10 protein-coding genes, 1 tRNA gene and 1 other RNA gene are annotated in these 13401 nt (G+C 68.0%); 4 read left to right on the top strand and 8 right to left on the bottom strand.

Going from position 1 to position 13401, the window contains the following annotated elements; translation table 11 throughout:
* Positions 1-113: 113 nt before the first annotated feature.
* The gene (locus tag JW364_RS01015; RefSeq protein ID WP_205333155.1) at positions 114-551 is read right to left on the bottom strand and encodes an SRPBCC family protein; all 438 of its coding nucleotides are present in this window, start codon (positions 549-551) and stop codon (positions 114-116) included.
* Between the two features lie 82 nt (positions 552-633).
* Here JW364_RS01015 and JW364_RS01010 point away from each other — a divergent pair, with 82 nt between their 5' ends.
* Together JW364_RS01010 and JW364_RS01005 are read left to right on the top strand one after the other, a co-directional pair.
* Positions 634-2016, top strand: coding sequence for an FAD-binding oxidoreductase (locus tag JW364_RS01010; protein WP_205333201.1), 1383 nt, complete (start codon positions 634-636; stop codon positions 2014-2016).
* Entirely contained in the window at positions 2013-3335 is a 1323-nt protein-coding gene (locus JW364_RS01005) for a class I SAM-dependent methyltransferase (protein ID WP_205333154.1), read from the top strand. The genes JW364_RS01010 and JW364_RS01005 overlap by 4 nt, the downstream gene beginning before the upstream one ends.
* Before the next feature lie 108 nt (positions 3336-3443).
* On the opposite strand, the gene JW364_RS01000 is transcribed toward JW364_RS01005, so the two are convergent.
* From JW364_RS01000 to JW364_RS00980, 5 genes are all read right to left on the bottom strand, one after another.
* Positions 3444-5915, bottom strand: a complete 2472-nt coding sequence (locus JW364_RS01000) for a DNA polymerase III subunit gamma and tau (protein WP_205333153.1) — start codon at positions 5913-5915, stop codon at positions 3444-3446.
* A gap of 43 nt (positions 5916-5958) precedes the next feature.
* Positions 5959-7467 carry a glycosyltransferase 87 family protein gene (locus JW364_RS00995; RefSeq protein ID WP_205333152.1) on the bottom strand — a complete coding sequence of 503 codons (1509 nt, stop codon included), beginning with the start codon at positions 7465-7467 and terminating at the stop codon, positions 5959-5961.
* A gap of 88 nt (positions 7468-7555) precedes the next feature.
* Complete coding sequence (locus JW364_RS00990; protein WP_058251038.1) at positions 7556-8830, bottom strand: aminotransferase class I/II-fold pyridoxal phosphate-dependent enzyme; 1275 nt, start codon at positions 8828-8830, stop codon at positions 7556-7558.
* A 71-nt stretch (positions 8831-8901) separates the two neighbouring features.
* Positions 8902-8996, bottom strand: an RNA gene (gene ffs, locus JW364_RS00985) — signal recognition particle sRNA small type.
* Between the two features lie 147 nt (positions 8997-9143).
* Positions 9144-9232 (bottom strand) — tRNA-Ser (locus JW364_RS00980).
* Positions 9233-9310: 78 nt separating this feature from the next.
* On the opposite strand from JW364_RS00980, the gene JW364_RS00975 reads away from it, so the two are divergent.
* Positions 9311-10159 carry an NmrA/HSCARG family protein gene (locus JW364_RS00975; protein WP_078111806.1) on the top strand — a complete coding sequence of 283 codons (849 nt, stop codon included), beginning with the start codon at positions 9311-9313 and terminating at the stop codon, positions 10157-10159.
* A gap of 19 nt (positions 10160-10178) precedes the next feature.
* Here JW364_RS00975 and JW364_RS00970 read toward each other — a convergent pair whose 3' ends face one another.
* Positions 10179-11279, bottom strand: a complete 1101-nt coding sequence (locus JW364_RS00970; RefSeq protein ID WP_078111807.1) for a DNA polymerase domain-containing protein — start codon at positions 11277-11279, stop codon at positions 10179-10181.
* 2 nt (positions 11280-11281) lie between these two features.
* On the bottom strand, positions 11282-12334 hold the full coding sequence (locus tag JW364_RS00965; protein ID WP_078111975.1) for an ATP-dependent DNA ligase: 1053 nt from the start codon (positions 12332-12334) through the stop codon (positions 11282-11284).
* A gap of 138 nt (positions 12335-12472) precedes the next feature.
* Between JW364_RS00965 and gluQRS the strand changes: the two genes are divergently transcribed.
* A complete protein-coding gene (gene gluQRS, locus JW364_RS00960) occupies positions 12473-13381 on the top strand; it encodes a tRNA glutamyl-Q(34) synthetase GluQRS (protein ID WP_078111808.1) in 909 nt (302 codons plus the stop codon).
* The last annotated feature ends 20 nt before the right edge of the window (positions 13382-13401 follow it).

Below are 13401 nucleotides of genomic sequence, written 5' to 3'. Positions count from 1 at the left end.
ACGGCCTTGCCCGGCCACGGCGGCGCCGGACGGGATCGGTCGATCCCGCGCCGGTCATCGCACGCTGTCGGGTGAGCAGGTCATCGAGCGCCGCGGTCGGAGATGCCGAGCCGTCAGCTCTCGAGGCGCTTCTTCAGGTTGCCGAGGACCTCGGCCTGAATCCGGTTGAGACCCTTCGGCGCAAATGTCTTCTCGAAGAACCCACCGATGCCGCCGGCCCCCTGCCAAGTGGTGGTGGTCGTGACGCGCGAACCACTGCCCGACGGCGCGACGGTGTAGGTGGTCACCATCGTCGAGTTGGCGTCGCGCTCGGTGATGGTGTCCGGGGTGACGCTGACGGTCGCCTGCACGTCGCGCTGCCGCTTCGACGTCGCCTGCAGAATCCAGTGCACGACGGTGCCGTCGCCCTTGCCGCCGCTGATCACCTTGTAGTCGCGGTACTGCTCCGGGAGGATGGCCGGCCGCACGACCTCATAGTCGGCGAGAGCTACGACCACGGCGTCCGGGGCGGCGGCGATGTCGAGCGACTGCGATGCGGAAACCTGACCCACGATTGGACACTCCTCAGTTACGAAACGATTGGCGGGCGAACTGATCAAGTCCTAGGCTAACCGGGTGATCAACGGGCTCGAGATGGGGGGAGCGGCATTCGACCAGGGGGTTGCCGACCTTCTGGCCAGCTATCGTGCCATCCCGCCGCAGGCAACCGTGCGTCTTGCGAAGAAGACGTCCAACCTCTTTCGTAAGCGCGCCGCCAATCCGCATCCGGGACTGGACGTCTCCGGACTCGATCGGGTCATCTCGGTGAATCCCGAGGCGCGCACCGCCGACGTCGCCGGCATGTGCACCTACGAGAACCTCGTCGCGGCCACTCTGCCGTACGGCCTCGCACCGCTGGTCGTCCCACAGCTCAAGACGATCACCCTCGGCGGCGCGGTCACCGGACTCGGCATCGAGAGCACGTCCTTCCGCTCCGGACTGCCCCATGAGTCGGTTCTCGAGATCGACATCCTCACCGGCGACGGCGAGATCCTGACAGCGACGCCCACCAACGAACATGCCGACCTCTTCTTCGGTTTCCCGAATTCCTATGGCACGCTCGGTTATTCGGTTCGGCTGCGGATCGAGCTGGAGCCGGTGAAGCCGTATGTGGCACTGCACCATCTCCGGTTCACGAGTATCGCCGATCTCCAGTCGGCGATGGACACGATCGTCACCACGAAGTCGCACGACGGCGAACCGGTCGACTACCTCGACGGAGTCGTGTTCTCCGCCAACGAGTCCTATCTGACGCTCGGCCGCCAGACCGGCGAGGACGGACCGGTCAGCGATTACACCGGGATGGACATCTTCTATCGATCCATCCAACAGAAGACGACCGATAGGTTGACGATCCACGACTACCTCTGGCGCTGGGACACCGACTGGTTCTGGTGCTCACGCGCCTTCGGCGCACAGAATCCGCGAATCCGGCGCTGGTGGCCGAAGCGGTACCTCCGCAGCAGTTTCTACTGGAAGCTGATCGGTCTCGACCAGCGATTCGACATCGGCGACCGGTTGAACGCCCGCAAGGGACTACCGGCGGGTGAACGCGTCGTGCAGGACATCGAGGTTCCCATCGACCGGACCGCCGACTACGTCGAGTGGTTCCTCTCCGAGATTCCCATCGAACCGATCTGGCTGTGCCCCCTCCGGCTTCGCGAGCCCGCCCTCCCCGGCGCCGATCCGGTACGCCCCTGGCCGCTGTATCCCCTTGCCCCGCAACGCACGTACGTCAATGTAGGCTTCTGGTCCGCCGTGCCGGTCACCCCGGGCGATCCCGGGCACACCAACAAGACCATCGAACGCAAGGTCGCCGAACTCGACGGCCACAAGTCGCTGTATTCAGAGAGTTTCTACACGCCGGAGGAGTTCGACGAACTCTACGGCGGAGAGAGTTATCGGCTCCTCAAGAAGCGGTACGACCCGCGGGGTCGTCTGCTGGACCTCTACTCGAAAGCGGTGAAACGCCAATGACCACGTTCAAGGAGAGTTCGGCGTCGAGTGTGGACTCGCACGCCGGCAAGATGACCCTCGCCGAGATCTTCGAAGCACTCCTCGGCGGAAACCTGTCGATCCGGATCACCGCTTACGACGGCAGCAGCGCCGGACCCGTCGACGCCCAGTACGGCCTCGATCTGAAGACCCCGCGCGGTACGACGTATCTGGTGACCGCACCCGGCGATCTCGGACTCGCGCGCGCCTACATCGCAGGCGATCTCGAACTCATCGGCGCGCACCCCGGTGATCCGTACCCCGCGCTGAAGGCATTGGCCAGCAACCTGCAGTTCCACCGCCCCTCCCCCCTGTCGCTCGCCCACATCGCGCGGTCGCTGGGCATCGATCACTTCAAGCCGATCGCACCGCCGCCGCAGGAGGCCGTGCCGCGCTGGCGTCGATTTGCGGAAGGACTGCGGCACAGCAAGTCTCGTGATGCCGAGGTCATCCACTACCACTACGACGTCTCGAACACGTTCTACGAGTGGGTGCTCGGACCTTCGATGACGTACACCTGCGCCGTCTACCCGGAACGCGACGCATCGCTGGAAGCCGCGCAGGAGAACAAGTACCGCCTCATCTTCGAGAAGCTCCGCCTCAAGCCCGGCGACCGCCTCCTCGACATCGGTTGCGGCTGGGGCGGAATGGTCCGCTATGCCGCGCGTCGTGGTGTCCACGCGATCGGGGCGACGCTGTCCGCCGAGCAGGCGCAGTGGGCCCAGAAGGCGATCGCCGACGAAGGGCTCGGCGAGTTCGCCGAGGTCCGGCACAGCGACTACCGCGACGTCGCCGAGAGCGGCTTCGACGCGGTGTCGTCCATCGGGCTCACCGAGCACATCGGTGTCCACAACTACCCGTCCTACTTCGGGTTCATGCGCGACAAGCTCCGTCCCGGCGGCATGCTGCTGAACCACTGCATCACGCGCCCCGACAACGCGAGCCGCAGCAAGGCGGGATCGTTCATCGACCGCTACGTCTTCCCCGACGGCGAGCTCACCGGCTCCGGCAAGATCATCTCCAAGCTGCAGGACATCGGCGGCATGGAGGTCATCCACGAGGAGAACTTCCGCGAGCACTACGCGATGACGCTGCGCGACTGGAACATCAACCTCGTCGAGCACTGGGACGAAGCGGTGGCCGAGGTCGGCGAGGGCACCGCGCGGCTGTGGGGCCTCTACATGGCCGGCTGCCGAATCGGCTTCGACCGCAACATCATCCAGCTCCACCACGTGCTCGCCACCAAACTCGACGAGGACGGCGGCCACCAGGTGCCACTCCGGCCGTGGTGGGACGCCTGAGCCCGACGCGCCTCTGAAAACCGCCCTCAGAAATCGGACACGCGGCGTATCGTCGTCGAACCTGTTGCGCGGGGCGGTTTTCAGACAAAGCTTCCCGAGCGCACCCGGTCACTCGAGCGGCCGTGCCCCCAGCTCCGATTTGAGTAGTTCCAGCGCCACCTGGTCGGGGTCGAGCCGCTGCTCGGGGCTGCCGGTGCGTGCATCGGCCACCATCTCCGCGCGTTCGTCGTGCGGGATGTCCTCGTCGGCACGTGGCGGCTCGGGCTCCTCCGGTTCGGCGACCGGCTCCGGTGTGGGGGCCGGCGTCGCCGACTGGTCACGCGCGCGGCTCGGACGTGAGTACGACTGCCGAGCCTTGGCCGCTTGCTTCGACGGCGGCGCGGTCGACGTGGCGGAGGGCGCGGCGGCGCCCGGCGCCTGGTGCACGGTACGCACGTCGAGTTCGGTGCCGAAGACCTCGGTGAGCGCCTCGCGGATGATCGTCACGGCGTGCGGCGCGGACAACCGCCCGACCAGCACCTCGACCGGATGCGAGAGCACGACGGTCGTCCCGTCGACGTCGGCGATGACCGCCGCCGACAGCATCGGCTCGAGACTCTTCGACCGTTCCCGCACCGCGGCCCGGATGTCCTGATACCGCTTGCGAACCGAGTCGGCGTCGAGCCCGGCGGTCGCCTCGGGCTCGGGCTCCGGTTCGGGCACCGGCTCGGGCTCGGGCCGACGGGCACGGACCGGCATCGCGTCGGGTGGCGGGACGTCGTCCTCGTCGACGGGCTCATCGGGCAGCGGGATGTCGTCGTACGCCGCGGTCGACGCCGGTTCGGCAATCGGTTCCGGTTCGGGCGAGGGCGCGTCCCGATGGCGCGACGGCGGTTCGGGTGCGGACGGGGTCCGGTCGGCCCGTGCCGGCTGCTGAGTCGGCGTCGGCGGGGCGGGCACCTCGATCAGGGACGCCGTCTCGTCCTCCGATGAGGCGTCAGCGGCCGGCGCCGGGTCCGGCGCCGGTTCGACCTCTGCCGCCTCGGCACTCGGTTGGTCGGCGATCAGTTCGTCGAGCATCGACTCGTCGTCGGCGGGCTCCTCCGCGGGCAGCACGGCCTCCGCCTCGGCCCCCGAACCCGTTGCGACGTCGGTCGAGTCGTGTTCAACCGCCTCGGGCGCCGCGTCTGCCTCGACCGCTTCAGCAACGACGGGTTCCGGCGCAGGAGTCTCCACCACCGTCGCCGGCGCAACCGGCTCAGACACCACCGGTTCCGGCACCCGGCCGGCGTCGGGTTGCGCGGCGTCGGCCTCGACGGCTTCCGCGGCTGCGCGCTCGGACGCCTCGGCAGCCTTGGCCTCTTCCATCGCCTTGCGCTGCGAGGGCCGCACGAACTTCGGTTCCGGTTCCGGTTCAGCCGGTTTCGCGGGTACCGGGATCGACGTCGTGCCGATCCCCGACTCGAGTCGTTCGAGTCGCTGCAACAGAGCTGCGTCGTCGGCGGAGACCGCGGGCAGCAGCATCCGCGCGCACATCACCTCGAGCAGGAGTCGCGGCGACGTCGTGCCGCGCATCTCCCCGAGCGCGTTGTGCACGATCTCGGCGAACCTGGTCAGCGACGCGGGCCCGAGGGTCTCGATCTGGGCGCGCATGCGGGCGAGCTGGTCACCCGGCGCCTCGACGAGTCCACGGTCCGCGGCGTCCGGAACAGCCTGCAGCAGAATCAGATCGCGCAGACGTTCCAGCAGGTCGACGGCGAACCGTCGAGGATCGTGCCCGGCGTCGACCACCTTCTCCACCGTGCCGAACAGTGCCGAACCGTCGGCGTCGGCGAGAGCGTCGACCGCGGTGTCGATCAGCGCCACGTCGGTGACACCGAGCAGCGCCAGTGCGCGTTCGTAGGCGACACCCTGGTCGTCGGCGCCGGCCAGCAGCTGATCGAGGATCGACAGCGAGTCACGAGGCGAACCGCCACCCGCCCGGATGACGAGCGGGTACACCTCGGACGCGACGGTCACGCCCTCGCGCTCACAGATCGTCTCCAGGAGACCGCGCATGACCGGCGGCGCGAGCAGCCGGAACGGGTAGTGGTGGGTGCGCGACCGGATGGTCGGCAGCACCTTCTCGGGTTCGGTGGTCGCGAACACGAAGATCAGATGCTCCGGCGGCTCCTCGACGATCTTGAGGAGCGCGTTGAATCCCGCGTTCGTCACCATGTGCGCCTCGTCGACGATGAACACGCGGTAGCGCGACTCGGCGGGCGCATAGAAGGCGCGGTCACGCAGCTCGCGGGTGTCGTCGACACCGCCGTGACTGGCGGCATCGAGCTCGATGACGTCGAGGTTGCCCGGACCCCCCGGCGCGAGCGCCACACAGGAGACACACGTTCCGCACGGTGTGGAGGTGGGGCCCTGCACACAGTTCAGCGAACGAGCCAGGATCCGCGCCGACGACGTCTTGCCACAACCGCGGGGACCGGAGAAGAGATACGCGTGATTGATGCGACCGGAATCCAGGGCACGGCTCAACGGATCGGTGACGTGCTCCTGCCCCACGACGTCGGCGAAGGTAGCCGGGCGATAGGTGCGATACAGAGCCACGCGTCGAGACTACCGGCGACCCGTGACAGTCGATGAGTGTGCCTCACACTGGTGCGGCGGGCCCCTGATCGGGTGTCTCGGTGACGGGTTCGCCATCGGTTCCGACCAGGTCATCGGCCATCCCGCGGGTGTCTTCCGAGGTACGCGGAGTATGCCCGGACGTGCCTCGCGAGTCGCGCGGCCCGGACTCCTCGCCACCCGTGTCCGGCCGTCGTGTGCCCTCACTGGCGGCGCCGCCGGCATCGCCGGTCGGCAGCCCGCCCTCGGCGATCACCGCAGCCGCGACGCCGGGCGGGATGATCGGGTCGGCGGGCGTCGGCGAGGAGTAGCCACGGCTGCCGACCATCCGCAGGCCGACGACCGTCGCGACGAGCACGCCGAGGTAGGCCCACAGGTAGGGGCTGACTGTGAACCAGTTGAGCCACGTGATGCGGGTCTTGACGTACAGCCCCGTGTAGTAACCGTCCGGGATCAGCGCCGGTACATGCGTCGGCCACGAAAACGCGAGAAGCACCAGTGCCGCCACGCCCACACCGGCCCACACCCGCGGCGACCGCGGCTGCCGGGCGTCGAGAACCAGGTGGACCCCGATGACCAGGATCGGGATGAACCAGACCCAGTGATGGCCCCAGGACATCGGCGACACGACGCACGCGGTCATGCCGACGATGCTGATGGCCAGGAGTTCCTGGCCCTTGCGATGGGCGTAGGTCGCGACCGCGAAGCCGACCGCGAGCGCCGCCAGGACCACGACGAGCCACAGGAGCGTCGGCGGATTGTCGGTGTCGAGGTGGTTGGCGAGCATGCCGCGGAGGGACTGGTTGCCGCGCAACTGCGCCGACCCGACCCGGTCGGACTCGAACAGTTTTCCGGTCCAGTACGACCACGAATCCCCCGGCAACACCGCGAAACCGATCACCACGGTGGTGGCGAAACCGCCGATGACCCCCGCGAGGGCGCGCCAGTTCCGCTGCACCAGGAAGTATCCGGCGAAGATGAGGGGTGTCAGCTTGATGCCGGCGGCGACGCCGGTCCAGAACCCCTTGAGGCGTCCACCGTCCGGACGCGTCAGGTCCGCGAGGATGACGAGCATCAGGAAGACATTGATCTGTCCGTACCAGATGGTCGTCCGCACCGGCTCGAACAACATCGCCACCGCGACCAGCGACACCGCGATGACGCGCAACGGCCAGGTCACCGGTCGGCCGAGGCTACGGAAGCTCAGCATGATCGCCAGGTAGAGCGCCACGACGATGCCCGCGGTCCACAGCGGACGCGCGAGGTCGAAGGACACCCAGGCCAGCGGACTGAACAACAGGGCGGAGAACGGCGAGTAGGTGTAGTCCAGGTCGCCGATCATCTTGACGTCGTAGAGACTGACCCCGTTGGCGACCGCCCGGGCACCCGCCTGATACACCGAGAGATCGATCTGGTTGTGCAACAAGCCCCAGAATTGGGCGCCCAGGGGTACGACGACATCCTGGAGTGCCAGTGCGATGACCCCCACGACGGCGAAACCGGTTGCGAGAAGAACCGGCCTGGGCAGATTCACGATTTGAAAGCCTGTCACAAAGTGGTGCGCACGCCAGCGCACTCGCCGGAGAATGAGAGCAATCTAACGCCGGGATCGGCGTGTCGGGTCAGCTGGAGCGGGCGAGCAGGGTCTCCGCCGCGGCCAGCAGCACGCACGTGGACACCCCGTCCATCGCAGCCCGCAGGTCGTCGGTGTTCGGGAACGTCGGTGCGAGTCGGATGTTCTGATCGTGCGGATCGGTCTTGTACGGGAACGCCGATCCGGCGGCGGTGAGCGCGATACCGGCTTCTTTGGCCAGCTCGATGGTGCGTCGGGCCGCGCCGTCGACGACGTCGAGGCTGATGAAGTAGCCGCCCTCCGGCTCCGACCACGACGCCACCTTCGACTCCGTGAGCCGGTCCTCGAGGATGTCGAGCACGAGCTTGAACTTCGGGGCGAGGATCTCCCGGTGGCGGGCCATGTGCGCCCGCACACCGTCGGCGTCGCCGAAGAACTTGAGGTGACGCAGCTGATTGACCTTGTCGGGTCCGATGGTCTTCAGCGACAGGTACTTGCTGAACCAGGCCAGGTTCTCCGGCGACGACCCGAAGAACGAGACGCCGGCGCCGGCGAAGGTGATCTTCGACGTCGAGCCGAGGACGTACACGCGGTTCGGGTGCCCGGCCTGCGCCGCCATCTCCAGGATCGGCAGCGGCGTCGGCGGGGTCTCCACCAGCGTGTGGACGACGTAGGCGTTGTCCCAGTAGATCCGGAAGTCCGGCGCCGCGGACATCTCGAGCAACCCGCGGGTGACCTCCTCGGAGAAGGTGACGCCGGTCGGGTTCGAGTAGGTGGGCACCGCCCACATGCCCTTGATGCTCGGGTCGGCGGCGACGAGTTCGGCGCACACCCGCACGTCGGGACCGTCGGGCAGCATCGGCACCGGGATCATCTCGATGCCGAAGCTCTCGGTGATCGCGAAGTGGCGGTCATAACCGGGCGACGGGCACAGGAACTTGATCGTCTGACGTCCCCACGGCTCGTCGGAGTCGGCGGTGCCGTGCAACAGCCCGAAGACCGTGAGGTCGTGCATGATCTCGAGGCTCGAGTTGCCGAGCGCGAGCAGGTTGTCGGGGTCGACGGCGAGGAGTTCCCCGAAGATGCCGCGCAACTCGGGCAGTCCGTTGAGTCCGCCGTAGTTGCGGGTGTCGGTGCCCGCGCCGTCTCGGAACTCGTCACCGGGCAGCGACAGGAGACCGTTCGAGAGATCGAGTTGCTCGGGGGCCGGCTTGCCGCGGGTGAGGTCGAGCTTGAGACCCAGCGCGCGCAGCGCCTCGTATTGCTTGGTCAGTTCCGTCTGGGTGTTCCGGAGTTGGTCGGCACTCATCGAGTGAAAATTCAACGTTGGCCCTCTCGCGGCTCGACGCCGGTGCGGGTGGCCGACGCCCCTGACCTGAAACTTCGTATCGGGAAAATAGGGGACCCCGCGCACCCGAGAGAGCCCGTTGACCCTTGCTGCCTTCCGGCCCTGGGGGAGTTCACAGGATGCACGCCGCGCGGGATCCGTCGTCCAGTGTAGCGAGGGGTTCCGGCGGCCGGAGCCGGGGTCCTCGAACCGGTCCGCGCGGCTCGATCGCACTCGGCCCGCACGCTCGGGGATACGACGAAGGTCCGCGGTGTCACCCGGAAAGACGGGTGTCACAGCGGACCTTCGGTGGCGGAGGATAGGGGATTCGAACCCCTGAGGGCTGTTAACCCAACCCGCGTTCCAGGCGAGCGCCATAGGCCACTAGGCGAATCCTCCAACGTCGAGATGATAGCCGCCGACGGCGCACTCACCCAAACCGTCCGGCCGTCGAGTGTGACCGCTAGGGTCGACGACATGGCCGATTCCTCCCCTGTCGTTGTCGTCGGAGCCACCGGAGGGCAGGGCGGCGCCGTGCTCGACGCGCTGCTCGAGGCCGGTTTCCCGGTCCGCGCCGTCGTGCGGGACGCGGTGTCGAGCAAGGCGGCACGCCTGGCCGACCGAGGCGTCGAACTCGCCGTCGGCGACATCGTGAGCGGGTCGGGCCTCACCGAGGCGTTCACCGGGTCCGCGGGTGTGTTCGCGCTCACCACCCCGTTCGAATCCGGCGTCGAGGCCGAGATCGGTCAGGGTCGTGCGCTGATCGAAGCCGCCACGTCCGCGTCGATCCCCTACCTCGTGTTCTCCTCGGTGGCCTCGGCCGATCGTCAGACCGGCGTGCCGCATTTCGATTCCAAGTTCGAGGTCGAGCAGATGTTGGCAGCCACCGAGATCCCGCACACGATCGTCGGCCCGGCCTACTTCTTCGACAACCTGCTCGGCGGAGCCGACGCGCTCGCGGCGGGCGTGATGCCGATCGCGATGCCCGCGGACAAGCCGCTGCAACAACTCTCGCGGCGCGACCTCGGCCGACTCGTCGCCACCCTGTTCGCCGCGCCCGACGTCCACGTCGGCCAGCGCATCGACCTCGCGTCCGATCAGCCGACGCCCGAGGAGATGGCGCGCATCATCGGCGACGTTCTCGGCACCACCGTCACGGCGGAGTCCTACGATCCCGAACGTATCGAGTCCGAGGACATGCGGGCGATGTTCACGTTCCTCGGCGACCGCGGGTACGAGGTCGACATCCCGACGCTGCACCGCCGGTTCCCTGATGTGGGCTGGCAGAGTTTCGCGACCTGGGCGGCCGAGGCGCTGCGCCGCTGACCCATACGGAACCCAGGCATCAGCCGTCGGAGCGTCGGTTGCCCTGCTCATCCCAGTGCTCGGCGACCTTCTTGCTCGGCTGTACGCGCGGCGGCTCGCCCGGCATCTTGGGATAGCTGGGCGGATAAGGCATGTCGCCCAGGCCGTTTGCGTCGTCGGCCTGGACCATCTCCAGCAGTTTCTCGACGCCGCGCCGGTGGTCGGCGATGTCGGCCCATGGGTCGCCGCGATCTTCCAGGAGCTTCGGGACGGTCGCGATGGTGCAGTCGTCCGGATCGACGTCGGCGAGTTCGTCCCACGTCACCGGCGTCGACACCCGGGCGCGGGCGCTGCGTCGAACGGAGTACGGGGATGCCATCGTGCGGTCGCGGGCGTTCTGGTTGTAGTCGATGAAGATCCGTTCTCCGCGTTCTTCTTTCCACCACGATGTGGTGACCGCGTCCGGGTCGCGGCGTTCGAGCTCGCGGGCGATCGCGATGACGCAGCGTCGGGTCGCGATGAAGTCCCAGAGCGGCTCGATGGGCACGTACACGTGTACTCCCCGACCGCCCGAGGTCTTCACGAAACCGGTGAACCCGAGTTCGTCGAGCAGCGGCTTCAGTCCTTCGAGCGCGACCCGCCGCACATCCTCGAAGGTCGTGCCGGGTTGCGGATCGAGGTCGATGCGAAGCTGATCGGGATGGTCGTTGTCGGGATGCAGGGTCGGCCAGGTGTGGAAGGTGACGGTGCCCAGGTTCGCGCCCCACACGAGATCCGCGGGCACCGTGGGTCGGATCGCATCGCCAGTTCGCTTGGAGGGGAACACGATCGGGGTGGACCGCACATGCTCCGGCCGCTTCTTCGCGATGTGCTTCTGGTAGATCTCCTCGCCCTCGACGCCGTCGGGGAAGCGCTGCAGAAAGGTCGGGCGGTCGCGGGTGGCGCGCATCAGCGGTCCGTCGCCGCTGTCGTCGGCCCTGCCACCCGTGTCGCCGAGTGCTACGGTGCGGTAGTACCCGACGAGATCGCGCTTGCGGCCGCCGTTCTCGCCGAGTTCGGGGAAGTAGATCTTGTCCGGGTTGCTCATCCGGACGGCGACCCCGTCGACGTCGAGTTCCTCCGCGGGCGAACGAGATGCCATGGTCATTCTCCTTCGAGGACGTCGTGGAGATCGTAGGTCAGCGGGACGTCGAGCTGGTCGTAGCCGCAGCTCCCCGGTTCTCGATCGGGCCGCCAGCGAAGGAATTTCACCGTGTGCCGGAAGCGATGGTTTTCCATCTGGTCATATGCGAACTCCGCGACCAGCTCCGGACGGATCGGGATCCACTCCCCCGATTTCTCCGAACGCCACCGCGTGGGCTCGCCCGGCGACGCCCTCTCCGGGTCCAGCCGCATCGGCTCGAACATCTGCTGCAACTCGATCCGCTTGGCGTCGGAGAAGGCACCCGCCCCACCGACCATCCGCAATTCGCCGTCGTCGCCGTACAGTCCGAGCAGCATCGACCCGATCCCGGTGCCCGACTTGTGGATTCGATACCCGAAGATCACACAGTCCGCGGTCCGTTTGTGTTTGAGCTTCAGCATCTCCCGCTTGTTCTCGACGTACACGCCGTCGAGTCGCTTGGCGACGACACCGTCTAGCCCGGCACCTTCGAAGGCGGAGAACCAGTCCTCGGCGACCGCGGGGTCGCTCGTCACCCGGCTGACATGCACGCGACGGTCCCGCCCGCCCGGACCGACGGCCCGCAGCAGCGCTTCCCGGCGCACCTCGAAGGGTTCGCCCATCACGCTCGTCGACTCCAGCGCCAGCGCGTCGAATCCGATGAAGATCGCCGGTGTCTTCTCCGCGAGCATGGTGACGCGCGATTCCGCCGGATGGATGCGCTGCGCGAGCGAATCCCAGTCGAGCCGATGCGTGTCGCCGATCAGCGCCGGCACCCCGATCTCACCGTCGAGGACCACCTTGTCGGGCAGTTCGTCCTTCACCGCCGCGACGATCTCGGGGAAGTACCGGGCCAGGTCCTTGCCGCCTCGCGATCCGATCGTCACCTCGTCGCCGTCGCGGAAGACCAACGCGCGAAAACCATCCCACTTGGGTTCATACGACCACGCCACCGAACCGTCGGGCTGCGGCGGCACGCTGGTCACCGCCTTGGCCAGCATCGGCGCAACAGGCGGCATGACCGGGAGATCCATGAAACTCATCGTTCCTCACTCGTCGACGGGACCGCAACGCCTACGCGCCGCCGCACACCCGGCGTGTCGTCGTCCGTGCCGTTACAGGCAGACCGGCCGCGGCGCGGATTCTCATCGCCGACCGGTAATCTCGACGCGGTGTCGACGCAGCGAGCGGGCCGGTACGCGCCCTCCCCCTCCGGGGACCTCCACGTCGGCAATCTGCGGACCGCCCTGCTCGCCTGGCTCTTCGCGCGGACCACCGGCCGGCGGTTCCTGATCCGGATGGAGGATCTCGACCGAGCCGTCGAGGGCGCGGATTCCCGGCAGTTGTCCGATCTCGCGGCCCTGGGCCTCGACTGGGACCCGCCCGTCGTCCACCAGACCGACCGGCTGGAGGCATACCGTGCCGTCCTCGACGACCTGCGCGACGCCGGCCGCACCTTCGAGTGTTTCTGCACCCGCCGAGAGATCCTCGACGCGCCGTCCGCACCCCATGCGCCGCAGGGCGCCTACCCGGGCACGTGCCGCGACCTCACCGCCGCCGAACGCGACGAACGCCGTGCCACCCGGCCACCCGCGATCCGGCTGCGGGCCGACGTCCGGGAGTACGGCGTCGATGACCTGCTGCACGGTCCCTACATGGGCGCGGTCGACGACTTCGTGCTGCTGCGCAACGACGGCACCCCGGCCTACAACCTGGCCGTCGTCGTCGACGATGCCGCGCAGGGCGTCGACCAGGTCGTCCGCGGGGACGATCTGTTGTCGTCGGCGCCCCGGCAGGCCTACCTGGCGGCGCTGCTCGGGAAGGCCCCACCGACGTACGCGCACGTCCCGATGGTGCTCAACGCCAACGGAATCCGGCTCAGCAAGCGGGACGGGGCGGTGACCCTGGCCGACCTCGCCGCCGCAGGGGTGGCGACGTCGACCGTGTTGTCCCGCATCGCCCATTCACTGGGGCTCGGCGGCCGGGACGAGCCCGTGCGCGCAGAGCAACTGGCGAACCGGTTCGACCCCGCCGCGCTGCCGGCCGAACCGTGGTTCCTGACGGCCGACGAGTGGACCTAGCGGCCCACCCTGCGCCCCGA

The sequence above is a fragment of the Gordonia sp. BP-119 genome (genome assembly GCF_016924115.1).
GTDB classification, from domain to species: Bacteria; Actinomycetota; Actinomycetes; order Mycobacteriales; family Mycobacteriaceae; genus Gordonia; species Gordonia hongkongensis.
This window is presented reverse-complemented; position numbering and strand designations above follow the sequence as displayed.